The following is a 21,673-nucleotide window of genomic DNA, read 5'->3' as shown; positions in this document are numbered from 1 at the left end:
GGGGCCCTGGTAGACTCCGGCCATGAACGACCAGTGGTCGGGAATTGGACTGATCGGAGCGCTGTCCGTGCTCGGCCTCGGCTGCGCGGGGGGACAGGACAGCGGAGACACCTTTTCGTCGGTCTCGGTCGACGACGAAGACACCGACGGCGCGGACACGGAGGGCTCCACCTCGGAGGGCGCCGACGAGGTCTCGACGGAGACGGACAGCGGCACGACGACCGACGAGGGGACCTCGACGGACGCCGGCACGACGGACGAGGGGATGAGCACGGACACCGGCACGGAGGAGTCGACGACGGGGGAGCCCGCCTGCGCTCGGGTGCTGTGGACCTACGAGTTCGACGACGAGAGCTGGGACGAGGCCCCCCTCGACGCCGTGTGGTCCGGCGAGAACGCGCCGCCTTGTGAGGTCGAGCCCCTGGCCGCGACCTACATCGACGTGTGGGACACGCTCTTGGTGATCGGCGGGGACGGCACGGTCTACCGGCGCGACGGCGGCGCGTGGCAGGTGCCAGCGCCCATCGACGAGGTGTTCGGCGTGCTCGCGGGCGAGGACGTGCAGGCGGCCTACTTCATCCCCCCGGAGCTGGGCGCGTCGAGCACGGGGGTGACCTTTGCGAGCTTCCCCGACGCGGTGCTCTACGAGTACTTCGACGACGGGACCGCCGTCTACGACACCTCGGTCCCGATGGTCGACGAGAGCGCCAACGGGGGCCCGAACCAGACCCAGCTCTACCCGCGCTGGTACGCGTCCATGGGCGACCGCGAGCTGCTCGGTCAAGAGGCGACCTGGTTCCTCCTGTGGCTGGGCTACGCCGAGGGGCACGTCTACATGGCCGACGGCGGCTTCACCTGGCAGGCCTGGCCCATGGGCTCCCAGGCTCCGCCCTTCGCCGCCTCGGCGGCCCCCAACCCCGAGGCCATGGAGGCGGCCTGGGCCGACTATCAGCTCAACCGCCTCTACCTCGTGGGTCCAGGCTAGACTGCTCTAGATGACCGACTCTCGCCCGCGACGGCTCGCGCGCGCTGGCCTCGGCCTGGGCGTCGCCGCGCTGGTGGTGTTCGCCCTTGGCCTGCTGTGGGGCGCCGAGCTCGGGCTCATGGGGATCGGGCTGATCTTCCTCGGCCTGGGCCTCGGGGCGCTGCTCGGGGCGGCCGGTCTGGTGGTCTCGGGAATGGCGATCGCACGGGCCGAGGCGGGTCGGGACAAGGGCCTGGCCATCGCGGGGATCGTGGTGTGTCTGATCCCGGTGGTGATCTTGCTGTGGGTCACCCTCGAGCTCCGCCGCGAGCGGGGGGACGTGCCCGAGCTGCCCCTCGAGCCTCCGCCGCCCGAGCTGCGCGAGCCCGCGACAGAAGGCTAATCGCGGCGCTGGAGAGGCATGGCTGGCCAGGCTGCTGGCCGCCTCTGCCTTGCCCGAGTTCACTTCGCTGCAAGGCACGCGCGCCCGGGCCGAACAGGAAGCGATGCCTGGTGCACTTCATCAAGGAGTCCTCGCCCTCTTTCGGGACGACCCGTGGATGGCGTTTCTGCTCGCTCGAATCGAGCGTCCTCCCGGCCTCGAGGCGCCCCTCGACCGACAGGGGGCGATCGACGTGTTCGACATCGACCTGGCGCGGCGGCAGCTCTTCCCCGATCTCGTGCTGGTCGCCGATGGGCCGCAGGGCGAGCAGCGTGGCGGAGGCCTGGTCCTCACCGTCGAGGTCCAAAGCCGCACGAACGGGCAAAAACGCTGGCGAATTCCCCACTATCAGGCCGCGCTGGCCGAGGAGCACGAGCGCGAGACCTGGGTCGTGGTGGTGTCGTTCAACAAGGCGGTGTCCCGACAGCTGGCCGCTTGGAAAGAGACCGGGCCGCCGCGCTTCGAGGTGATCGTGCTCGACGCGGGTCGGGTGCCGGTCGGCTACGACATGGCCCAAGCGCTAGCGAGGCCGAGCGCAGCCGTGCTGGGGGCAACCTTGCATGCCTGCCAGGGGGACATCGACGCCGCGCGTTGGGGCCTCGAGGTCGTCTCGCGGCTCCCCGCCAAGCGGCGCATGCGTGACGCGACCACGATTCTGGCCGCGGTAGACGAGAGTATGCGCCTCACGCTGATCCAAGAATTCCCCTTCGCTCCCGACGACGACCGCCTCATGGAGATCGAGCGCCGGAGCGGGACCTATCACCTCGGCCACGAAGAGGGCGTCGAGGAGGGCCGCCGCCGCGTACTGAAGACGATGGTGCTCGCGCTCCTCGAGGTTCGGGGCATCGCGTTGTCCGAGGTCGAGCGCGCTCGCGTCGACGAGGAGACGCGAGTCGAGACGCTCGAGCGCTGGGCCGAGCGCGCGCGTACGGCCACGCAGGCTGGGGAGCTGTTCGAGCGCTCCCTGGCAAGCTAGCGAACGCTCAGCCCGCCCGTCGGCCGATCTCTTCGAGGTAGGCCAGGGCGAGCTCGTCGTTGCCGGTGTTCGCCGGGTGAAAGCCCGGCTCGAGGTAGGACAGGAAGGCTCGGCGCATCTTCGTGCCGCCGGTGCGCCCCGATCGGACGGCGCTGAGCCACTCCTGTACCAGGCGCTTGGGGTCGAGCTCTTTTTCTTGAGCCAGCAAGCTCAGGGTGGCCGCGGTCCAAAACGCCCACAGCAAGATGCAGGCGGCGACCAAGCCCGCGATGCGGACGCTGTAGCGATCGTCGATCTGGCGCAGGACCTCGAAGGCGACGTCCTTGTGCTCGATCTCCTCGGCGGCGTGCCACAGCAACAGCTCGGCCATGGCCGGGGGCGCGAGCTCGTCGAAGAAGCGCTCGCTCAGGGCCGCCTCGGCGAAGGTCGCGGTGAAGTGCTCGAGGGCGGCGGTGATGGACAGGCACAGCACCTTGGGCGCGGCCGGCTCGATGATCCCAAAGGCGACGCGCTTGTAAGGCTTCAGGAAGGCGTCGAGGTCGTAGCCCTGGCGGGTCAGGACCTCCATGTACTGCTGGTGCGAGCGGGCGTGCTGGCCCTCTTGGCCGAAGAAGCGCTGGACCTGCGCGCGCAGCTGCGGGTCCTCGAGCTCGTCCATGTAGTAGCGGACGCTGCGGACGAAGAAGCGCTCGCCCTCGGGGAAGAGCAGGTTCATGCCGTTGGTGATGGCGGTGCCGAGGACGCTGCCCCCCATCCAGTGTTTGGGGAAGTCGAGCTCGGGGTTGGTGAAGCCAAAGTCCATGCGCCGGACGATGGGGTCGCGGCCGCTGTCGACGGTGGCCGGCGGCGTGCGGGTGCGGCTTCGAAGGTCGCGCAGTGAGTCGAAGAGCGCTCGGGGATCGACGGGCAGCTTCATGCGGTGTCTCCGCGGTCGAGCATGACGCGTTATTGAACTGAATTCAATTCAGTTCCCATGGTTTGTTCAAACCCGCGCCTAGACTATGATCCAAGGGCTCATGCCGCGTCGCGCCAAGAGCGCGCGGACGTCTCGTCTGGACGTCGGCGCGCGCCGAGATCAGCTGCTGGGCCTGGGCCTCGAGCTCTTTGGCCAGCGCAGCTACGAGTCGATCTCGATCGACGACATCGCCAAGGCTGCCGGCATCTCCCGCGGCCTGCTCTACCACTACTTTCGCAACAAGCGGGGCTTCTACGTCGAGAGCGTTCGCTTTGGCGCGAGCATGCTCCGCGAGCGCATCGTGGCCACGCGCGACCTCGAGGCGCGAGCGGGGGAGGGCGCGGAGGATCCGGGGCACCGGCGGGTGGAGCTGGGCCTTCAGGCCTACCTCGACTTCGTGGCGGGCTTTGGCGGGGCCTACGTGACCCTGATGCGCAGCGGCATCGGCTTCGACCCGGAGGTGTGCGAGATCCTCGAGCAGACCCGGGCGGCGATCGTCACGGAGATGCTCGAGGCGATCGGGGCCCGGGCGCCGGAGACGGAGGCCGCCCGCGAGCTCGTGCGCGTGGCCGCCCGGGGGTGGCTGGGCATGGTCGAGTTCGCCAGCCTCGAGTGGCTCGAGCGCAAAGCGGTGCCCCAGGCCGCGCTCATCGAGCTGCTGATTCAGAGCCTCGAGCACGCCCTCGTGGCGGCGGGCGTTCGCCTCGAGGACTGCGCGCCAGAGGCTTAGGTCGCGCTCGGGTTCAGCTGTCCGTCTCGGCGTCGGCGCTGGGCAGGGTGCTCGCCGCCGTCTCGAAGTCGTCGAACAGCGCGGCGAGCTCGAGGGGGAGCGCCGGCGGGTCCGCCTCTCCCTCCGCGCCCTCGGCCTGCTTGGCCGTGATGAGCTTCAGGCCCTCCGCGACGCAGGGGAGGTTCTCGCGTTGGAGGCAGGACTCGGCCTCCGCGAACATCCCGCGCAGCTCGCAGGCGCGGGTGAAGGCGGGGTCGAGGCCTTGGGTCTGCGCGGCGATGCGGCGCAGGGCGAAGGCGTCGCGCTCGAGCCACGCGGCGTCGAGCTGGGCCTGCGCGCGCCGGAGCACGCGGGCTTGCGCGAGGGCCTGGTTGTCGGGGTTCTCCCAGCGCCGCTCGAGGACCGTGTTGGTGTCGGTCTTGAGGGAGAATTCGCCGAGCGAGGCCAGCATGCGCTCGTCATCGGTCTGTCGCTTGGGGCTCTGGGCCGCCCTGGCCTCGTACTTCGCGCGTATGCGTGCTCGGAGGGCGGCCGTCTCCAAGGGGTCCGCCCCGCGGGCCTCGGCGGCGACGAGCTCGGACTCGGCGGCGCCGACATCTCCCACCTCGAAGGCCGCGTTGGCGCCGGCGACCGTCGGGGCCGGGAAGAACCAGCGGATCCCCGTCATCACGAGGCACAGCGCGAGCCCGACCCCAGCGGACGCGCCCAGGCGCAGGCGTCTCCTGGGATGAACTCGAGCGAGCAGCGCGCCGATGAGCACCGCGACGGCGAGGGAGGCTCCGACCATCCACCCGAGGATGGCGAGGTCCACTCCGTTCTCGGCGTACCAGGGGCCTCTATCGCGGTAGACCAGCATGACCTCACCGGCTCCGCCGATGCCGAGCAAGAAGACGAAGGTGGCGACCTTCCCGGCCAAGCTCGTGTTTCGGTTGATCGTTCCCAGTGCTCCGAGTACGCCCATGAGTGGGGAGTATAGAGGCGCGGAGGCCATGGTGCTTTCACGACTTGTTGGGTCCTCGGGGATGGTCGAGGCTGAGCGCATGTACGACTCGAGCAGAGCCCGAAGGCTCCTAGCCGTAGCCAGCCTGAGCCTGGTCCCCCTCGCCTGCGACGCGGACCCGCAGCCCGCAGGCGCGAAGGCCAAGTCGGACGACGCGAAGGTGGAGGCGCCGGCCGAGGTTGCCGAGCCCGAGCCCGAGCCCGAGCCCGCCAAGCCTGCCCCGGGCCTCCAGCCGCCCCCCGCAGACTTCCCCAAGCAAGCCAAGGACAGCATCGGCTGGGAGGAGCTCGAGACCGTGCTCAACCTGCCGCGGGGGCAGGGGCTGACCGAAGCGCAGGTCGTCGCGGCCCTCGGCCAGCCAAACGAGCGCCGCGCGGCGGACCCGATGTTTCCCGTCGAGGGCAAGCCCGACGCCAAGGAGGTGACCTTGAGCTACGAGCAGGGTCCCGGGATCACCCTGCGGGCCAGCGGCGGCGTGCAGTTCACCTTCAGCGACTTCGACGAGAAGCTGCGCGAGCTCTACCCCGGCGACCCGGCGGTCTCGCTCATCGGCCAGAGCTGCGACGAGGTCGCGCGGCGGGTCACGTTCATGGACGAGGTCGGCTCGTACACGAGCTGCAAGCACTACGGCGAGGGCTGGTTCTACGACCTGACGGTGATGTGCCGGGACACGGCCTCGAGCGTGGTCGTGGTCTGGGAGCCGCTGCCGCCCGGGATGACCCCGGGCAAGGATCACTGCTAGGCCTGGTTTAGCCGCGGCGCCCGGCGAGGATCTTCGCAAACGAGCGCAGCTGGATCTCCTCGACGCTCAGCCCCGTCTGGGCCAGCTCGGCGTCGGTGATCGCCCCGCAGTTGCGCGCGCGCAGGAAGTAGTTGAGCAGGCCCTGGCCGGTGGCGGCGTCGTCGAAGACCTCGCCGACCAAGGTGGCCTGGGCGGCCTTGGCGATGAAGTTCGACAGGCGCTCGGCGGCCTGCTCGAAGCCCTCGAGGAAGAAGGCGTAGCAGGCCGCGTAGCGCACGGGCAGCTGGGCGGGGTGCAGGTCCCAGCCCTGGTAAAAGCCGGTCTCGAGCGAGTGCCGGGTGTGCCCGTAGGCCAGGCGCCAGGCGGCGTGGACGGTCTCGGTGTCGCCCACGGGCATGACGTTGGTGGCCCCGTCGGACAAGAACACGCCGGTGCCCGCGTAGGCCCACATCATCATGTTGCGGGCCATGTCGCAGGCCGGGTGGTCCATGACCTGGTAGGCCGCGGTCACGCTCGCGCTGGCGGTGTAGTCGTAGGTCCCAAAGTGCGCGCCGGTGCAGCGCCCGCGGGCGGCGTCGAGGAGCCGGGGCAGGGTCGCGCGGCCGTGGGCGTCGACCATCGACTGGGTGGTCTCGACCATGAGCTCGAGGGCCAGGGCGCCCCGGGCCAGGCCGGTGTGGTCCTCGAGCAGCTCGCACAGCTCGACCACGGCGCTGACCTGCTCGGGGATGCTGACCTTGGGCACGGTGACGACGAAGTTGTCGGGCAGCCGGGGCGCGCCGAGCTTGGCGACGAGGGTCGAGACGAAGATGTCGAGGGTCCGGGCGGCGCGGGCCTTGTTCTCCTCGGTCAGCGACTTGATGCGGATGCCGATGAAGGGCGGGAGCTGCCCTCGGCCCATGGCCTCGACGACCTCGCCGGCCGTGCGCGCGGCCTCGCGGTCCTCCTCGGCGTCGGTGCGCGTCCCGTAGCCATCCTCGAAGTCGATGCGGAAGTCCTCGACGGGCTCGCGCTCGAGCTTGGCCCGGACGCGCCCGTAGACCTTGGCGGCGAGGGCCGCGTCGCCGGCCATGCCCACGGCCTCGGCGAAGGTCTGGGCGTCGGGGGCGTGCTGGTCGAGGGCGCGCAGGGCCAGCTCCCCGAGCTTGGTCGTGGTCTCGGCCTTGTAGAGCTGGGCGCCGCCGTAGACGGTGTGCACGGGCTGACGGTCGGGGCGGTCGCCGCCAAAGCGCGCCGTGAATTCGCGGTTGGCGGGCTCGAGGCGCTCGAGCACGCGGGCGGCGGCTTCGCCCAGGCTGGGTGTGGGGGTCTCGGTGTTCGACATGGCTCAGCTCCCTCGGTAGGTCGAGTAGCCAAAGGGGTTCAGCAGCAAGGGCACGTGGTAGTGCTCGTCGGTCGCGCGGACCTCGAACTCGACGCTGACGCTCGGGTAGAAGGACTCGCGCGCGGTCCGGGCGAAGTAGGCGGCGACCTCGAACTCGATGCGGTAGACCCCGGCCTCGAGGCTGCCGGGGGCGAGCAGGTCGGTGACCCGCCCGTCGTCGTTGGTCACGCCTTCGCCGAGGCGGGTCCAGGCCGCGCCGTCGCGGCGATCGAGGGTCAGGGTCACGCCCGCGGCCGGGCGGCCCAGGGCGGTGTCGAGGATGTGGGTGGTGATCGGGCTGCGGCTCATGGTGCGAGCTTCTCCAGGCGCAAACGGGTGATCTTGGCCTGCTCGGCGGCGGCGATGGCCAGCTCCTGCGCAGGATCGTGGGTCAGGCGCTGCTCGAGCAGGGTGAGCATCTGCGCGGCGCTCTTGCCGGTCGCGCAGACGATGAAGATGTAGCCAAAGCGGGCCTCGTAGGCGAGGTTGCCGTCGCGCAGCCGGACCAGGGTGGCCTCGTCGGCCGCGGCGACGGTGCTTTGTTCCGAGGCCGACCAGTTGGCGGTCGCGCGGAACTTGTCGCGCAGGGCGTCCAGGTTCGCGCCGATGCGCGGGTGGTGGTCGAAGGCCTCGAGGATGTCGGCGCGCTCGAGCGCGGCCCAGGCCTGCTCGGCGGCGTCGAGCAAGCGCGGGCCGTCGCCGAAGGGGCGCCGGGCGAGCATCGCCGCGACCCAGCGGCTCGCGCCGCAGCAGCGGGTCAGGGCGGCCTCCACCTCGGCCTCGGGCAGGCCGTCGAGGTGGGCGGCGGCGGTCGACAGGGCGTCGCTCATGGCGTCCGCTTCCCGAGCACGCGCAGCCGGCTGATGCCGCCGTCGGGGACGATGTCGAGGCGCACGTGGGTGAAGGGGGGCGTGGGCTCGGACAGGTCGAAGGCGTGGCGGGCGTTGGGGCCGAGGGCCTCGTCGACGACCAGCGGGCGCCACGGAGTGTCGGGGAGCATGAGCTCGGGCGTGCTCGCGCCGGGGGCGTCGACGGCCAGGACCGAGGCGCGGTCGGGGTAGTTGCCCTTGAAGAACAGGGTGTCGAGCTCGACGCGCTCGACGGTCCCGCGGGCGCCGAGCTCGAGGATCAGCCAGTCGTGGGGGCGGCCGTGTCGGCGCCGGCGGGTCTCCCAGCCGCCGCCCATGTCCGCCGGGTCGCCAGGCGCGATGGCGTTGGCCATGGGCGAGAAGAACATGTCGCTGCACGCCAGGGCCCGGCCGCCGTTGCGCAGCGCGGCCAGGTCGACGCGTTGGTCGAGGGCGGGCCAGCGCGGCTGGACGTCGCCATAGACCCGAAAGCGGGCGACGCCGCCGTCGGGGTAGATGCGCAGGCGGGCGTGGGTGGCGAGGGTCGGGGTCGCGGCCAGGAGCAGGTTCTGCGCGCCGCCGGCCAGGGGCGTGGGCGGCAGGGCCTCGGTCCAGGACAGGGCTTCGAGGTCGAGCTCGCCGGGCGCCCCCGGTTCGATCGCCGCGAGGTCGACGGCTGCGAAGGCCGCGTGGTTGCCCGTGAAGTGGTTGGTGTCGATGTCGAAGGCGCGCACGAGCCCGGGGGCGCCGAGCTCGACGACGGCCCAGTCGAAGGGCCCCCCGCCGCGCCGACGCCGGGACTCCCAGCCGTCCATCCACTTGCCGCGATCGGTGTAGGCGCCCTCGCGCCACTCGCCGCGCCCGGGCTGGACCAGGTTGTCGACGCTGGCGAAGAAGTCGTCGGAGGTCCCGAGGGCCCGGCCGCCGAGGGAGGCGGCGGCGAGGTCCACGAGGCCGGTGAACACGGAGGGAGGTCGGAGTTCGTCGCCTTGCATGTCGGGTCTGGTCTGGCCTGGTCTAATCGAATCGGATTCGTCTGTGGCTCGGGGCTGGTTCACGGGCGTCCGCGCAGGAGCTCGCGCCCGCGCGGCGGCCCGAGGGGCACGCCGGCCTCGCAGATCAGCTGGCCGCGCAGGTAGGTCCGCTCGACGGCCCCGAGCAGGGTCTGGCCCTGGTAGGGGGTCAGATCGTGGCGCATGTACATCGTCGCGCCGTCGACGGTCAGCGAGGCGTCGGGGTCCCACACGCACAGGTCCGCGTCGCAGCCCGGGGCGAGGCGGCCCTTGCTGGCCTCGAGGCCCGCGAGCTTGGCCGGGGCGACGGACAGCCACTGGTAGAGCTGGGCGAGCCCGACTCCGCGGGCGCTCGCGGCCGTCCACGCCAGGGGCAGGGTCAGCTGCAGCGAGGCGATGCCGCCCCAGGCCTGGCCAAAGTCCCCGCGCTCGAGCTGCTTGAGGGCGGGGGTGCAGGGCGAGTGGTCGCTGACCACCATGTCGATGTGCCCGTCTTCGAGGCCGCGCCACAGCAGATCCTGGTTGGCCTGCTCGCGGATCGGCGGGGCGCACTTGAAGTGCGTGGCCCCGGCCGCGATCGACTCGGCGGCCAGGCTCAGGTAGTGCGGGCAGGTCTCGACGCTCACGCCCAGGCCCTCGGCCCGGGCCTGGGCGATGACCGGGATGGCCGAGGCCGCCGAGAGGTGGACGATGTGCACGGCGCAGCCGGTCTCGCGGCTCAGGCGGATCAGCAGCTCGATGGCGTCGAGCTCCCAGCGCTCGGGCCGGGAGGCGAGGTAGCTGGCGTAGGTCCGGGGGTCCATCGAGTCGTCCTCGACGGGGCTCTCGATCTCGGCGTGGGCGAGGAGCGGGAGGCCGGCGGCGGCGAGCACCGCCATCCCCCGGCGCAGCTGGGCCTCGTCGACCGAGGGGAACTCGTCGATGCCCGAGGGGCACAGGAAGGCCTTGGCCCCGAGCACGCCGGCTTTGGTCAGCGCCGCCAGCTCGGCGTCGTCTTGGCCGATCACGCCGCCCCAGTAGCCCGTGTCGACGGACAGCTTGCCGGCGCAGGCCTGGCGCTTGGCCGCGAGGGCCGCGACGCTGGTCGTGACCGGGATGCAGTTGAGGGGCATGTCGACGACCGTGGTCACGCCCCCGGCGGCCGCGGCCCGGGTGGCGGTCGCGTAGCCCTCCCAGTCCGTGCGCCCGGGCTCGTTGATGTGCACGTGGGTGTCGACGAGGCCCGGCATGATGACCCGCTCGCCGAGGTCCTCCACGGGCAGGCCGTCGAGGATGGCTGCGTCTCGGGGGACCACCGCTTCGATGGTCTCGCCCGCGACGATGACCGCCGCCGGGCCGATGCCCTCGGGCGCGACCACGCGGGCGCTGGCCAGGGCGAAGCGGCCAGGGGTCTCAGAGTTCTCAAAATTCGGCGGTGTCATAGGCGGCGAGCGAATCGAAGTAGGCGTCCTTGTCCTCGGCGAAGAGCGAGCGGGTGAGCCCCCCGACCAGCCGCGGGATGGAGTACTTCATGCCCGAGATGCTCGCGCCGCCGAAGCCCAGGGACAGCAGGCAGCCGAAGGTGTAGTTGTGGACCCGGCCGAGCCAGGGCGCGGCGGCCTCGTCCCGGGCGACGAACTCGAAGCTCGGGCCGAGGTAGGGGTGGCGCAGCAGGTCCTCGTGGCTGTCCTCGGCGGGGGGCGTGTAGTGGTCGGACCAGGTGCTGATGTGCTCGACGATGTTGGCGAGCTCCGGTCGCTTGCCCAGGTCCGTGCGAAAGCCCGTGCCGACGATGACGAAGTCGAGGCGGTGCTGCCCGCCGGGCGTGGTCACCACGATCTCGTCGCCGTCGAGGGCCAGGTCGGTCCACGGCGAGCCCGGGTGCAGGGCGAAGTTGGGGTGCTGGGTCGCGCGGGCGTGGGTGTCCGTCGGCGGCAGCTGACCCATGCGGACGATCTGCCGGATGAAGCGCCAGCGATCGGCGTCGGGCAGGTCGCCGACGTGGCGCAGGAAGCCGACGAACTCGGCCCAGCGGTAGGCGTTGACGTCGACGAGCTTGGGCCGACGAAAGAACAGATCGACGCTGGCGGCCCCGGTCTCGAGGGCCACCGAGGCGTTGTCGAAGGCCGACGCGCCCGCGCCGAGGACCCCGACGCGCTTGCCCCGGAGGGCGCCGAAGTCGATGTCCCAGCGGGTGTGGGCGTAGCGCTCGCGGGGCAGGGCCTTCGCCACGAAGGCCGGCACGTACCAGTCGCCGGAGCCCTCGATGCCCGTGGCGAGCACGACCCGGCGGGCGAACAGGCGCTCGGTGGGCTGGCCAGGGGTGTCCGCCGGGACGGCGAAGCAGCCCTCGTCTTCGAGCCACTCGATGGCCCCGGCGGTGGTCTGGGCGCGCACGGGGATGTCGAGCACCCGGCGGTACCAGGCCAGGTAGGCCGCCCACGACTCCTTGGGGATCAGCCCGACCTCGGCCCACGAGCCCTCGCCGTGCTGCGCCTCCCACCAGGCCTGGATGGTCAGGCTGGGCAGCCCGAGGTCTGGCCCGGTCACGTGCTTGGGCGTGCGCAGGGTCTTCATCCGGGCGAAGTTGAGCCACGGCCCGGCCCGGTCTGCGGCGTTCTGGTCGAGGACGAGGATTCGGGTGACGCGCTCGCGCATCAGCCCAAAGGCCGTCGCCAGGCCGCTTTGGCCCCCGCCGACGATCAGCACGTCGAGGACGGGCTGGCCCTCGCGCGTCGTTCGGGGTAGCAGCCAATCTCGGGATGGGTAGCTGGTCAGCGTCAGGTCTCGCTCGACCCGGCGCTCGAGGTCTTCGAGTCCTTGCATGTCGTCGCTCTTCGCGCCCCTCGATGCTCGCAGACCGGAGCGGGCCAGATCAAGCGCAGGGCGCGAGCGCGGCGTGGCGTTGGGCGAGGGCGACTTCCTCGGGCCCATGGCGCTCGCGCCCGCCTGAGCGTCGCGGCTCGACAAAGCGAGGGGCGACCTCGGCGGGTGCCGAAGGTCGCCCCTCGTCGCTGGCGCGCGCTCAGGCTGGGTCCGCCTCGAAGAGCTCGGGCTCGGCCCCCTCGAACAGCGCCGCGACGCGGTTGCGGATGCGGTTCAAGGGCGGCATGTCCACGGCCCGAACGACGGTGCGCTCGATGACCAGGTCGGGGTTGGCGCGCGCGGCGTGGCGCGGCGGCAGGCGCTCGAGCTCCTCGGTCGAGAACGGCCGGCTGACCCGCTCGCGTCGGACGAAGGTCCCGCGCTTGAAGAAGCTCGGGTAGTCGTTCCAGTTGACGCCGGCGGCGTGGAGCATCTCGTGCATGTCCGGGCCGCGCTTGCCGTCGAGCTGGGCGTGCGAGTAGTGGCTGCGCGCGGCCATGGACAGCGAGTTCTTGGTCGCGTCGCGCTCGCGCCACAAAAGGGCGTTGGCCGCCTCGTCGAGGTTGGGCACGGTCCAGCACCGGCAGTCGAACAGCGCCGGGGCGTCGGCGCGCTCGGGGACGCGGGCGCGGGCTTCGGTGTTGAAGCGCGCGGTGGCCATGGACGCGAGGATCGAGGTCAGCTTCTGCACGCGGCCGTCGAGGAAGACCTGGCTGTCGGCGGACTCGCTGTAGAACACGAGGCTGATCTCGTCGCTTTGCGTGTAGCCCACGCGCGCGTGGGTGTCCTCGACCAGGGCCTGGGTCACCGCGACCATGGTCGCGGACAGGCGCTCGTCGTAGGGCCGGGCCAGGCCCTTGGTCCACCGGCTAAAGCGCTTGCCGTCGATGCGCGCGCAGATCGGGAGCAGGGGCATGAAGCGGCGACCGGCCTCGGCTCGCTCGTAGAGCTTCATGCGGTCGCCCAGTGCGGTCTTGTCGGTCATGGGAGGGTCTCCGAAGTGGGTGAAGGGGAATTGGGCTGGGTCGAGTCGACGAGGGTCACCGCGTCGAAGCCCTCGGCCTCGGTCACGGCCTCGAGCTTGGCGTAGCTGCCCCGCACGGCCCGGTCGGGCACGCGGGCGCGGCCCGTGCGGGCGGCGTTGCGGGCCAGCGCCAGCTCGAGGGGCAGCTCGAAGACCACGGCCTCGACGCGGTAGCCGGCCGCCTTCGCGGCCTGGACGTAGCGCGCCCGAGCCCGGGCGGTCAGGTTGGTGTTGTCGACGACGAAGCGCTGGCCGATGGCCAGCAGCGCATGCATCAGCACGCGCTCGCGGTGGCGTGTCCGCAGCATGTCGAGGTTCAAGCGCACGTGGGTGTCGGCGAAGCGCTGGGCGAAGTAGGTCGACTTGCCTGCGGCTTGCACACCCACGAATACGACGGCGACGGGGACCGAATTGGATGCGGGATCGGGAACCGACCCCGGAGCTGGCCCGTCGCTACCATCCACCGTGTTGTCCATGGTCCAGGGTATGGATCACCCTGCGCGGCCGCGCAATCACGGGTCGCTCACACGACCCGGCGCGCGGCCAGGAGGCCTCGACCGTCGGCCCTCGACTCGACCTCACTCGGGGAAGTCGTCGACCACGTCGAGGTATTTCGCGTCGATGGGCGCGCCCTCGAGGCTCTTGAGGAACTCGACGATGTCGGAGACCTGATCCGCGTCGAGCTCGGGGACCAGGGTCACGATGGGATCGTAGTTGGGGTCCACGGTGGCCGCGGCCCCGCTCTTTTGTTCGATGACCCCGCGCACGCTCGTGATGATCCCTTCGTGGAGGTAGGGCGAGGTCTTGCTCGAGCCCCGGAGCATGGGCGTGAGGAAGGCGCCCCGGTCGGCCTCGTCCCCGGTCACCAGGTAGCGGCCCTCGTCGGGGCGGGTGCCGTCGGGGCCCGGGGGCGAGGTCGAGACGTTGTGGAACTCGAAGTCCGAGAGCAGCGGCCCGCTGTGGCAAGCGGTGCAGTTGGCCTCGCCGCTGAACAGCAGGGCCCCGCGCACGGCGGCCTCGCTGATGTCCACGTCCTCGCCGCGGTTCCACGCGTCAAAGCGCGAGCCGTGGGTCGTCGCCCGAGAGATGTAGCTGGCCAGGGCCATGCCCGCGAGGCGCCAGACCTGGTCCTCGTCGAGCTCGCTGATGTCGGTGTCGAAGGCGAGCTCGAAGCGCTCGACGTAGCCGGGGAACTCGGCGGTGAGCTTGTGGTGCAGGGCCGTCTTCGCCCCGGGGACGTCGACGAACTCGCCCGCGTCGGGTCCGAGCTGGGACAGGTTCATGTTGGACTCCGCGTAGGGCAGGACCATCATGTCGTAGAGGTCGGTGAAGTGGGAGCCGTCCCAGCGCATCATCGGGGCGTAGACGATGTTGAGCAGCGAGGGCGCGTTGCGGTGCAGGGCCGGCGCGAGCATGGGGTAGGAGCGATCGGGCACGTCCGTGGGCGTGCTCGACTGGAACCCCCCCGAGGCCAGGTGGCAGTTGCCGCAGGTCGCCTGGCCCGAGCCCGACAGCCGCGGGTCAAAGAACAGGGTCTGGCCGAGCTCGGCCTTGGCCTCGCTGTAGGGGTTGTCCGGCCACTGGGGGGTCGGGGGCAGGGGCGGGAGCTCGGGGATGCGCAGGCCCGTCTCGGGGTCGAGGGGGAGCTCGAGCAGGCTCTCGGCCTCGGGCGGGTCCGGCTCGGCGCAGCCGCTCCAGGCCGACACGGTGCCCAGGCCGAGGGCCACGGCGAGGGGCAGGAGCAGCGGGGCGATGGCGGGTCGTCGCGTGGTCATGCTGGGCTCCGCCTCGCTCAAGGGACGATCATCACCGTGTCGGTCATCGCCGCGGTCAGCTCGGCGGAGTCCTCGAGGTCGCTGGGCACTCGGTTCTCCACGCGCTTGACCGCGTCTTCGCCCTCGATCACCACGCGCACGACCCCGGGCACGATCTGCGGGTCGCCCTCGCGGATCACGGACTGATCGATGGTGAAGGTCGCGAGGTCGCCGGCCTTGGCCGCGGGCGGCTCGCCTCCGGGCCCGGCCTCGGTGTTCACGTAAACCACGAACACCACGTCGTAGGCCGCGTCGTCCTCGTAGATCGCCGGGTTGACGATGTCCACGTCGAGGCCCTCGGGCACGATCCCCCACTCTTCGTGGAGAGGCAGGTCGTTGCCGGAGGAGAAGCCGGCCTCGAAGGTCGCCGAGTAGTAGGGCTTGCCGACGATGTCCGCCACGGGGGTCTCGATCACCGAGCCGGCGGGGCTGATGAACTGCAGGACCTCGCCGGCGGGGGCGAGGCGGACCTCGAGGGTCAGGGCGTGGGCGTCCTCGACCGCGTCGGTGTCGTCGGGGCTCGAGGCGCAGGCGAGGGTCGTGAGGGCCAGGGCGGCCAGGGGGAGGGAACGGAGGAAGGTGGACATGGGGGGCTCTGGGGGTCGAGTGGGAGGGGGAGCTCAGAGGCACTGGGCGCAGTTGGTCTGGGTGCAGATCCCCATGCGGCCGACGACGGTGTTGGGATCGAGCAGCGAGAGCAGGGGGATGTCGCAAGCGTCCGGCTCGGCGCAGCTCAGGGGATCGTCGGGGTTGGCGGCGGCGCACTCTTGGAAGCAGCTGCAGTCCTCGTCGAGCAGGCACTCCTCGATCTCCTCGCAGCAGTTCGCGGCCATGCAGTCGCCGCAGTCGTCTCCGGGGGGCTCACAGACGCTGCCGGTCTCGCCGGAGTCGGCGGTCTCGCCCGTGTCGGTGGTCTCGCCGGAGTCGGTGGTCTCGCCGGAGTCGGTGGTCTCGCCGGAGTCGGTGGTCTCGCCGGAGTCGGTGGTCTCGCCCGTGTCGGTGGTCTCGCCGGAGTCGGTGGTCTCGTCCGTGTCGGTGGTCTCGCCGGTATCGGGGTCCGTGCTCGTCTCCGAGCCCTGGCCGAGCTCGTCGGAGCCCCCATCGTCGGTGCAGGCAGGGGCGAGGCACAGGAGCCCCATGACAAAGATTTGAACAGTTGTTCGCATTTAAGACACCGTTATATGAATCAAAAACGCTGGTCAACGAATATCCGACCGATGCGAGCGAGGCGCAGCTCACGGAGCCTGGGGTCTCTTGGTGTCATTTCGATGGGCCCGGGAGGGGGAGCTCAGAAAGTCCGAATTTTCTTTGTCACTGGTTTTGAGCGCCTCGCGTTGGTCGCCCGAATCGGAGCCGAGGCCCCCCGCGGCGCCTCGCTCCACCGCCTCAACCACCAAAGGAGTGACAATGAACTCAGCCGTGCCGACCCCCTCCCTCGCCTCTTCTTCGACGCCCAGCGCTGGCGCTCGGCTGGTCTCGAGCGAGGGCCGAACGCTCCCGCTGCGCGCCGCCGAGCTGACCGTCGAGGCGGCCGCCGGCCTGGGGCGCGTCGTCCTGCGCCAGACCTTCTTCAACCCCCACGACGAGCCGTTGCGCCTGACCTACCAGGTGCCCCTGCCCGCGGACGCGGCGGTGAGCGGCTACGCCTTTTGCTTCGCCGATCAGCGCGTCGTCGGTGAGGTCGCCCCCAAGCAGCAGGCCCGCGAGCGCTTTGAAGACGCGCTGCTCGAGGGCAAGAGCGCGGCGCTGCTCGAGGAGGAGCGCTCGAGCCTGTTCACGCAGGAGCTGGGCAACGTCCCGCCTCGTGTCGAGGTGACCTGCGAGCTGATCTTGGATCAGCCGCTGAAGTGGCTGGCGGCCGCTGGGGCGCGGGGCTTCGCGGGCTGGGAGTGGCGCTTCCCGACCACGGTCGCGCCGCGCTTTTCCGGCGCGCCGGGGCGCGTCGCGGATGCCGAGAAGGTCGTCGTCGATCTGAGCGTCGAGCCCCTCGGGCCCCGGGTGCGGGTGAGCTTGAGCATCGCCGACGCCCTGCCCGAGGGCGCGTGGCCGACCTCGCCCTCGCACAAGCTCAACGTCGCGCGCGTCGAGGGGCGGGCGAAGGTCGAGCTCGGCGGGGACGCGGGCGCGGCCCTGGATCGAGACGTGGTCGTGCGCTGGCCGGGGGCGCCGGTCGTCGCGGGCGAGGACGCGGGCGTGAGCCTCGAGCTCGCCCGCCCCGATGCGGCGCACCTGGGAGCCGCGAACAGCTACGGCCGCCTCGTGCTCACGCCGCCGCCGATCGAGCCGGGACGCGAGGTGTCGGCGGTGCCCCGAGACCTCATCGTCCTGCTCGACACCAGCGGATCGATGCGGGGCGAGCCCCTGGCGCACGCGCAGGCCGTGACCGAGGCGTTGATCCGCTCGCTGCGTGACCGCGATCGCCTCGAGCTCGTGGAGTTCTCGTCGCGGGTGCGGCGGTGGTCGCAGGCGCCCGCGTCGATGAGCGCGGCCAAGCGCGAGGAGGCGCTGCGCTGGGTCGGGGCGCTGCGGGCCTCCGGCGGCACGCACATGCGCGACGGCATTCTCGCGGCCCTCGCCTCCCTCCGCCCCGAGGCGCAGCGGCAGATCCTGCTGATCACCGACGGGCTCATCGCCTTCGAGTCCGAGATCGTCCAGGCCGCGCGCCAGCATCGGCCGCCGGGCTGTCGCGTGCACACCCTCGGGATCGGGAGCTCCGTCAACCGCTCGCTGACCCGGCCGGTGGCGCTCGCGGGCGGCGGGCTCGAGGTGATCGTCGCCCCCGGTGAAGACGCCGAGGAGGCCGCGGCGCGCCTGGTCGCGCACATGGACACGCCCATGCTCGTCGACCTGAGCCTCTCGGGCTCGGCGCTGCGCGAGGTTGCGAGCGTCACCGTGCCCGACCTGTTCCTGGGCGCGCCCGCGCAGATCCCCGTGGCGCTCCGGCCCGAAGGGGGCACGCTGACCGTGCGCGGGCGCTTGCCCGTGGGCAGCTGGGAGCGCGAGATCGAGGTGCCCGCCGTGGCCGCGGGCGAGGGCTCGGCGGCGCTGGTCAAGGGCTTCGCCCGGGCCAAGGTCGAGGCCCTCGAGGTCGAGGCCGCGTGCGGGGCCGAGCGCGACGCGGACATCGAGCGCATCGGTGTGGGCTTTCAGATCTCGACGCGCCGGACCTCGTGGCTGGCGGTGTCGGAGGAGGCGACGGTTGATCCGAGCCGACCGACGCGGCGCGAGACCATGCCGCACCAGCTGCCGGCGGGGATGAGCGTGGCGGGCCTGGGCCTGCGCGAGGTGAGCGGTGGGGTCGTGCGCAACGAGGAGGGGGTGATCGTCGGCTCGAGTGGCCATCGAGCGCAAAGGAGCTTCGGCGCCATTCCTGGGCCCGCTCAGGCGCCTAGTCCCGCCGCTCCCCCTGCGCCAGGTCGCCTACGCAAGCGGGCGTCTGCGCGCAAGCTCCGTGACAGTGGGGGGAAGACTCGGTCTCGGGGTCGCGGGGGTGCCCGACCTTCTCCCATGCCACCGCCTTTGCCGGCGTCGCCCAAGGGCGAGAGCGGCGAACTCGGCGAGGGTTGGGGGGGGGCCGCGCCTGCGCGGGCGCGGAAGCTGCAGGGCAGGCTCGTGCGGGCGACTGCTGGCCTGGCGGTGCTCGAGGTCGTGCTCTCGAGCGCGCTGACTTGGAAACGCCCCGGCCAGGTCGAGGTCATGCTCGACAACGGCTTCGAGCTCCGAGCCAAGGTCGAGGCGCGCAGCTCGACAGCCTCGGGCGACCTCGAGGCTGGGCAGGTTCTACGGCTGGTCTTGCGCGGTGCATTCCCAGGCGGGATCCTCCAGCTGCGCTTTCGCGTCGGCGCCGAGGAGTGGATCATCCAGCTGTGAGCGACCTCGACCAGCACCTGCCGGCGATCGCAGCTGGCGACGCCGAGGCCTTCGCGGCCTGGCTCGCCGGCGCCGAGCCGCGCATTCGCCTGAGCCTCAGCCGCTTCGCCGCGCACGTCGACGTGGAGGCCGTGGTCCAGGAGACCCTGCTGCGGGTGTGGCAGGTCGCGCCGCGCTTCGAACCCGACGGGCGGGCCAACGGCCTGCTGCGTCTGGGCGTCCGCATCGCTCGCAATCAGGCGATCAGCGAGCTCCGTCGCCGCCGCGTCCCCGTGGCGACGACGGAGGCCCTGGCCCGGGCGGCCGAGGACTCGGCCTGCTTGGCGGTGGAGCCCGTGGAGCCCGACCCGGCTCTGCGGGCGGCCTTGAACCAGTGCGTGGAGCAGCTGAAGGGGCCCCCCAAGCGCGCCCTGGCCCAGCGCCTGGGTGAGCTGCCCCTGCGCCCCGATCGTGAGCTCGCCGAGCGCGTCGGCATGAGCCTCAACACCTTCTTGCAGAACGTCCGCCGGGCCCGAAAGGCCGTCGAGACCTGCCTGGCCCGGGCGGGCGTTCGCCTGGCGGAGGTCGCCCGATGAGCGCCGAGCGAGACGCTCTGGTTGAAGAGGTCGTCTCGGCCTGGCGGCCCACCGGTGGCGAGGGCGGTCCCCGCTCGCACCCGGCCTGGCACGACCTCGACGCGAGCGGCCGGGCGGAGGCCTACGAACTGAGCGTGCGCCAGCGGGCCCTCGAGGCGGCCCTCGATCCGCGGGGCTTGTCGAGCACCGCGAGGGCCGTGCTCGCGCGCATCCAGGGTCGCCGGGAAGGTTGAGGCAGGATGCTCGAGCGGGCTCGCTCAGGGCCCCGCAGAGACGAACAAGCCCAGGAAACACATCTCGTTTTGTGTGCCCCAGCCAGGGCTCGTCGGCTCGTCCACTCCGGTGCTGTCGTAGACGCAGGTCACCTCGAGCTCGTCGTCAAAGTCGAGCAGGAGCGGCTCTTCCATGTAGTAGTAGTGCTGCCAGTTGAAGTCCCAGCGCGGGATCTCGGCCACGCAGGTCTCGTTGCCCTGGCCGTCGATCAGCCGGATCGAGATCGAGGCGCCGAGCTCGTGGGCGTGGGGGAACACGCCCCACAGCTCTGCGCCGACGCCAAATTGGCTGACGAGCCCGCTCATGCCGACCGTGTAGGTGAAGCTGTGGGCCTCTTCGCCCGGGGGGATCAGGTGAGGCTGGCTCGAGAACAAAGTGGTGAGCAGGCCCGGATAGAACTCGTAGGTCCCCTCGCGCTCGACCTGGTCCTCGACCTCCAGGTGCAAGGTCGTGCTGTCGCTCTGGCCCACGAGCGCGGGGTCGATGAGGTTGTAGTGGATCTGCGCGACGAGCAGGTCGCCCGCCGCGACGGGCATCCCCGTTCCCTCGGGGAGCTTGGACACGCCCTGGCCGGGCGCCCAGATGATCGGGCTGGCCTTGGGGAGGACGCCGGCGAAGGGGCTATCGCACGGCCAGCCTGGACGATCGGGGCTCTCCCCGTCCATGCTCGCGATCGACTCGAGGTTGTCCTGCGTCGGCTCGATCAACACCCCGAACACGTGGTGGACGAGCCCAGGGTTGCCCGGGGTCACCGCGCTCCCGGTCAGGTAGCCGTCGGACTCGATGCCCGGGTCGACCAAGAAGCAGCGGTATTCGTCGTTCTCCATCAGGTCGCCGCCGATGGCCTCGGGCACGAACACGGGCGTGCTGCCCGAGAGCGCGCCCTCGAGGCTGGGGAGCTCGGGCACGCCGAGGTCGTCGACGGGCTCGCCCTCGGGCATGCCGGCGTCGAACCACGCGGTGATGGTCGCGATCTCGGCGTCGCTCAGCGCGGTCGAGTCGCGCCAACTGTTGCAGCTGCCGTCGTCGGTCACCCCCCACGGGGGCATGCGGCGGGCGACGACGGACTCGACGGCGAGGGGGGCGAGGGCGACGGTCGGGTCGTAGCCGTCGAGGGAGAAGGGCCCGATGCCGCCGTCTCGGTGGCAGACCACGCAGTGCTCGTAGGTGATCGGCGCGACGTCTTGCCAGTAGGTCGGGAGCAGCGGGGCGCCGTCTTCGCTGTCCTCACTGTCCTCACTGTCCTCACTGTCCTCACTGCCCTCACTGCCCTCACTGCCCTCGTCGTTCTCGTCGCCAGCCATCTCGCTGGTCGCCCCGGCGCCCGGATCGGTCGTGACGTCGCCGACCGGCTCGCCAGCGATGGGACCGGGGCCGCACGCGAGCCCGAGCAGCGCCACGCCAGGGACGAAGAGTGCGGCGGGCAAGCATCTCGGAGCGACCATCCAGAAAAGCTGACAATGAAGTCGTCTGGAGTCAAATGATCGGGCTGTAATCCGCTTTCACGAGCGCTCCGCCCGGAGATCGAGAGGAGCGAGTCGGCGCTATCCTGACCGAGCCGCGTCCCCGGCGGGGAGCGGCGCGAAGCTCACGGCGATCCGCTCTTGGACTTTCCCCCCTACACCTTCGTGCCCGGCCGTGGATGGCCGCACCCGACCCGGCATCCCGACGGACACAGCTACGGTCGCCCGAGCGACGTCGTCCGAGGGCTCGATGTCGCCGAGTGCGAGGCCCACCCCAACTGGCTCGAGGGCATCGCCCTGTTCGACCGCGGCTACTACTGGGAGGCCCACGAGGCCTGGGAAGGGCTGTGGGTGGCCGCCGGTCGAAAGGGGGCGCTCGCCGACTTGCTCAACGGATTGATCAAGGTCGCGGCGGCGGGGATCAAGATCCGCCAGGACAAGCGAGCGCCCGCGAGCCGCTTGGCCGAGCTCGCGGTGTCGCGCTTTGATCGTGCGCAGGCCGAGTTTGGCGTGGCGCGGGTGGCTGGTCTTCGCTTTGACCACCTCCGGGCCGTGGCCAGGCAGGCGCACGTCGTGCGACGCCCCGCCGGTGACCTCGAGCTGCCGGTCGTCAAGGTGTTCTCGGGCAGCCTTCGGGAGCACCCGAGCGCCGAGGGGCACGCGTAGTCCGTGTTCGCGCCAAGCGTGGAGCGGACAGAGCCAGCTGGCGCGGCGGGGAGTCTCTGCTAGCTTGGCGAGCGATGACATCGACGGTAGCGACTGGCTCTGAATTGGGGG

At 71.3% G+C, this 21,673-nt stretch carries 23 protein-coding genes; 9 read left to right on the top strand and 14 right to left on the bottom strand.

What is annotated here, in order from left to right:
• Positions 1–22: 22 nt before the first annotated feature.
• The 3 genes from PPSIR1_RS19355 (at position 23) to PPSIR1_RS19345 (ending at position 2,382) form a co-directional block, all read left to right on the top strand.
• The gene (locus PPSIR1_RS19355; protein WP_157595720.1) at positions 23–985 is read left to right on the top strand and encodes a hypothetical protein; all 963 of its coding nucleotides are present in this window, start codon (positions 23–25) and stop codon (positions 983–985) included.
• Positions 986–995: 10 nt separating this feature from the next.
• Positions 996–1,367: a hypothetical protein gene (locus PPSIR1_RS19350; protein WP_006972815.1), complete on the top strand. Its 372-nt coding sequence runs from the start codon at positions 996–998 to the stop codon at positions 1,365–1,367.
• Between the two features lie 157 nt (positions 1,368–1,524).
• Positions 1,525–2,382 (top strand): hypothetical protein, encoded by an 858-nt coding sequence (locus PPSIR1_RS19345; protein ID WP_006972814.1) that lies wholly within the window; start codon positions 1,525–1,527, stop codon positions 2,380–2,382.
• A gap of 7 nt (positions 2,383–2,389) precedes the next feature.
• Here the strand turns inward: PPSIR1_RS19345 and PPSIR1_RS19340 are convergent, their stop codons facing one another.
• Positions 2,390–3,298 (bottom strand): metal-dependent hydrolase, encoded by a 909-nt coding sequence (locus PPSIR1_RS19340; RefSeq protein ID WP_006972813.1) that lies wholly within the window; start codon positions 3,296–3,298, stop codon positions 2,390–2,392.
• Between the two features lie 100 nt (positions 3,299–3,398).
• Here PPSIR1_RS19340 and PPSIR1_RS19335 point away from each other — a divergent pair, with 100 nt between their 5' ends.
• Positions 3,399–4,067, top strand: a complete 669-nt coding sequence (locus PPSIR1_RS19335) for a TetR/AcrR family transcriptional regulator (protein ID WP_198154554.1) — start codon at positions 3,399–3,401, stop codon at positions 4,065–4,067.
• Between the two features lie 13 nt (positions 4,068–4,080).
• Here PPSIR1_RS19335 and PPSIR1_RS19330 read toward each other — a convergent pair whose 3' ends face one another.
• On the bottom strand, positions 4,081–5,028 hold the full coding sequence (locus tag PPSIR1_RS19330; RefSeq protein WP_157595719.1) for a hypothetical protein: 948 nt from the start codon (positions 5,026–5,028) through the stop codon (positions 4,081–4,083).
• A 79-nt stretch (positions 5,029–5,107) separates the two neighbouring features.
• Here PPSIR1_RS19330 and PPSIR1_RS49420 point away from each other — a divergent pair, with 79 nt between their 5' ends.
• Positions 5,108–5,809 carry a hypothetical protein gene (locus PPSIR1_RS49420; protein WP_198154553.1) on the top strand — a complete coding sequence of 234 codons (702 nt, stop codon included), beginning with the start codon at positions 5,108–5,110 and terminating at the stop codon, positions 5,807–5,809.
• Between the two features lie 7 nt (positions 5,810–5,816).
• Here PPSIR1_RS49420 and PPSIR1_RS19320 read toward each other — a convergent pair whose 3' ends face one another.
• The 11 genes from PPSIR1_RS19320 to PPSIR1_RS43180 all read right to left on the bottom strand — a co-directional run bounded on the left by PPSIR1_RS19320 (position 5,817) and on the right by PPSIR1_RS43180 (position 15,854).
• Positions 5,817–7,133 (bottom strand): DUF6986 family protein, encoded by a 1,317-nt coding sequence (locus tag PPSIR1_RS19320; RefSeq protein ID WP_006972809.1) that lies wholly within the window; start codon positions 7,131–7,133, stop codon positions 5,817–5,819.
• Positions 7,134–7,136: 3 nt separating this feature from the next.
• A complete protein-coding gene (uraH, locus tag PPSIR1_RS19315; protein ID WP_006972808.1) occupies positions 7,137–7,481 on the bottom strand; it encodes a hydroxyisourate hydrolase in 345 nt (114 codons plus the stop codon).
• Positions 7,478–8,002, bottom strand: a complete 525-nt coding sequence (uraD, locus tag PPSIR1_RS19310) for a 2-oxo-4-hydroxy-4-carboxy-5-ureidoimidazoline decarboxylase (RefSeq protein ID WP_006972807.1) — start codon at positions 8,000–8,002, stop codon at positions 7,478–7,480. The genes uraH and uraD overlap by 4 nt, the downstream gene beginning before the upstream one ends.
• Positions 7,999–9,015, bottom strand: a complete 1,017-nt coding sequence (gene alc, locus PPSIR1_RS19305) for an allantoicase (protein WP_006972806.1) — start codon at positions 9,013–9,015, stop codon at positions 7,999–8,001. Before alc ends, uraD begins: the two co-directional genes overlap by 4 nt.
• Positions 9,016–9,074: 59 nt before the next feature.
• Complete coding sequence (gene allB, locus PPSIR1_RS19300) at positions 9,075–10,454, bottom strand: allantoinase AllB (protein WP_045116325.1); 1,380 nt, start codon at positions 10,452–10,454, stop codon at positions 9,075–9,077.
• Positions 10,435–11,838 (bottom strand): SidA/IucD/PvdA family monooxygenase, encoded by a 1,404-nt coding sequence (locus PPSIR1_RS19295; protein WP_006972804.1) that lies wholly within the window; start codon positions 11,836–11,838, stop codon positions 10,435–10,437. Before PPSIR1_RS19295 ends, allB begins: the two co-directional genes overlap by 20 nt.
• A 199-nt stretch (positions 11,839–12,037) precedes the next feature.
• A complete protein-coding gene (locus PPSIR1_RS19290) occupies positions 12,038–12,862 on the bottom strand; it encodes a tRNA(His) guanylyltransferase Thg1 family protein (RefSeq protein WP_006972802.1) in 825 nt (274 codons plus the stop codon).
• Positions 12,859–13,365 carry an AAA family ATPase gene (locus PPSIR1_RS19285; RefSeq protein ID WP_420813366.1) on the bottom strand — a complete coding sequence of 169 codons (507 nt, stop codon included), beginning with the start codon at positions 13,363–13,365 and terminating at the stop codon, positions 12,859–12,861. The genes PPSIR1_RS19290 and PPSIR1_RS19285 overlap by 4 nt, the downstream gene beginning before the upstream one ends.
• A gap of 114 nt (positions 13,366–13,479) precedes the next feature.
• Complete coding sequence (locus PPSIR1_RS19280) at positions 13,480–14,676, bottom strand: cytochrome-c peroxidase (RefSeq protein WP_157595717.1); 1,197 nt, start codon at positions 14,674–14,676, stop codon at positions 13,480–13,482.
• Positions 14,677–14,693: 17 nt separating this feature from the next.
• Positions 14,694–15,302: a hypothetical protein gene (locus tag PPSIR1_RS19275; protein ID WP_006972799.1), complete on the bottom strand. Its 609-nt coding sequence runs from the start codon at positions 15,300–15,302 to the stop codon at positions 14,694–14,696.
• A gap of 33 nt (positions 15,303–15,335) precedes the next feature.
• A complete protein-coding gene (locus PPSIR1_RS43180) occupies positions 15,336–15,854 on the bottom strand; it encodes a hypothetical protein (protein WP_006972798.1) in 519 nt (172 codons plus the stop codon).
• Positions 15,855–16,134: 280 nt separating this feature from the next.
• Between PPSIR1_RS43180 and PPSIR1_RS19265 the strand changes: the two genes are divergently transcribed.
• From PPSIR1_RS19265 to PPSIR1_RS19250, 3 genes are read left to right on the top strand one after another with little or no spacing between them, the layout of a single operon-like run.
• Positions 16,135–18,585, top strand: coding sequence for a VIT and vWA domain-containing protein (locus tag PPSIR1_RS19265; protein ID WP_198154552.1), 2,451 nt, complete (start codon positions 16,135–16,137; stop codon positions 18,583–18,585).
• Positions 18,582–19,160: an RNA polymerase sigma factor gene (locus PPSIR1_RS43175; RefSeq protein ID WP_006972796.1), complete on the top strand. Its 579-nt coding sequence runs from the start codon at positions 18,582–18,584 to the stop codon at positions 19,158–19,160. The genes PPSIR1_RS19265 and PPSIR1_RS43175 overlap by 4 nt, the downstream gene beginning before the upstream one ends.
• The gene (locus PPSIR1_RS19250) at positions 19,157–19,393 is read left to right on the top strand and encodes a hypothetical protein (RefSeq protein WP_006972795.1); all 237 of its coding nucleotides are present in this window, start codon (positions 19,157–19,159) and stop codon (positions 19,391–19,393) included. The genes PPSIR1_RS43175 and PPSIR1_RS19250 overlap by 4 nt, the downstream gene beginning before the upstream one ends.
• A gap of 24 nt (positions 19,394–19,417) precedes the next feature.
• On the opposite strand, the gene PPSIR1_RS19245 is transcribed toward PPSIR1_RS19250, so the two are convergent.
• A complete protein-coding gene (locus PPSIR1_RS19245; protein WP_157595716.1) occupies positions 19,418–20,860 on the bottom strand; it encodes a monooxygenase in 1,443 nt (480 codons plus the stop codon).
• Between the two features lie 177 nt (positions 20,861–21,037).
• Here PPSIR1_RS19245 and PPSIR1_RS19240 point away from each other — a divergent pair, with 177 nt between their 5' ends.
• The gene (locus tag PPSIR1_RS19240; RefSeq protein WP_006972793.1) at positions 21,038–21,562 is read left to right on the top strand and encodes a DUF309 domain-containing protein; all 525 of its coding nucleotides are present in this window, start codon (positions 21,038–21,040) and stop codon (positions 21,560–21,562) included.
• Positions 21,563–21,673 lie beyond the last annotated feature (111 nt).

This window comes from Plesiocystis pacifica SIR-1, assembly GCF_000170895.1.
Taxonomy (GTDB): Bacteria; Myxococcota_A; Polyangia; order Nannocystales; family Nannocystaceae; genus Plesiocystis; species Plesiocystis pacifica.
Note: the sequence above shows the minus strand (reverse complement) of the source record. Positions and strands in the feature narration are given on the sequence as shown.

What these genes read in the sequence shown, in the direction of transcription:
- PPSIR1_RS19355 (WP_157595720.1), top strand. Translation starts at nt 23, where the DNA reads ATGAACGACCAGTGGTCGGGAATTGGACTGATCGGAGCGCTGTCCGTG.
- PPSIR1_RS19350 (WP_006972815.1), top strand. Translation starts at nt 996, where the DNA reads ATGACCGACTCTCGCCCGCGACGGCTCGCGCGCGCTGGCCTCGGCCTG.
- PPSIR1_RS19345 (WP_006972814.1), top strand. Translation starts at nt 1,525, where the DNA reads ATGGCGTTTCTGCTCGCTCGAATCGAGCGTCCTCCCGGCCTCGAGGCG.
- PPSIR1_RS19340 (WP_006972813.1), bottom strand. Translation starts at nt 3,298, where the DNA reads ATGAAGCTGCCCGTCGATCCCCGAGCGCTCTTCGACTCACTGCGCGAC.
- PPSIR1_RS19335 (WP_198154554.1), top strand. Translation starts at nt 3,399, where the DNA reads ATGCCGCGTCGCGCCAAGAGCGCGCGGACGTCTCGTCTGGACGTCGGC.
- PPSIR1_RS19330 (WP_157595719.1), bottom strand. Translation starts at nt 5,028, where the DNA reads ATGGGCGTACTCGGAGCACTGGGAACGATCAACCGAAACACGAGCTTG.
- PPSIR1_RS49420 (WP_198154553.1), top strand. Translation starts at nt 5,108, where the DNA reads ATGTACGACTCGAGCAGAGCCCGAAGGCTCCTAGCCGTAGCCAGCCTG.
- PPSIR1_RS19320 (WP_006972809.1), bottom strand. Translation starts at nt 7,133, where the DNA reads ATGTCGAACACCGAGACCCCCACACCCAGCCTGGGCGAAGCCGCCGCC.
- uraH (WP_006972808.1), bottom strand. Translation starts at nt 7,481, where the DNA reads ATGAGCCGCAGCCCGATCACCACCCACATCCTCGACACCGCCCTGGGC.
- uraD (WP_006972807.1), bottom strand. Translation starts at nt 8,002, where the DNA reads ATGAGCGACGCCCTGTCGACCGCCGCCGCCCACCTCGACGGCCTGCCC.
- alc (WP_006972806.1), bottom strand. Translation starts at nt 9,015, where the DNA reads ATGCAAGGCGACGAACTCCGACCTCCCTCCGTGTTCACCGGCCTCGTG.
- allB (WP_045116325.1), bottom strand. Translation starts at nt 10,454, where the DNA reads ATGACACCGCCGAATTTTGAGAACTCTGAGACCCCTGGCCGCTTCGCC.
- PPSIR1_RS19295 (WP_006972804.1), bottom strand. Translation starts at nt 11,838, where the DNA reads ATGCAAGGACTCGAAGACCTCGAGCGCCGGGTCGAGCGAGACCTGACG.
- PPSIR1_RS19290 (WP_006972802.1), bottom strand. Translation starts at nt 12,862, where the DNA reads ATGACCGACAAGACCGCACTGGGCGACCGCATGAAGCTCTACGAGCGA.
- PPSIR1_RS19280 (WP_157595717.1), bottom strand. Translation starts at nt 14,676, where the DNA reads ATGACCACGCGACGACCCGCCATCGCCCCGCTGCTCCTGCCCCTCGCC.
- PPSIR1_RS19275 (WP_006972799.1), bottom strand. Translation starts at nt 15,302, where the DNA reads ATGTCCACCTTCCTCCGTTCCCTCCCCCTGGCCGCCCTGGCCCTCACG.
- PPSIR1_RS43180 (WP_006972798.1), bottom strand. Translation starts at nt 15,854, where the DNA reads ATGGGGCTCCTGTGCCTCGCCCCTGCCTGCACCGACGATGGGGGCTCC.
- PPSIR1_RS19250 (WP_006972795.1), top strand. Translation starts at nt 19,157, where the DNA reads ATGAGCGCCGAGCGAGACGCTCTGGTTGAAGAGGTCGTCTCGGCCTGG.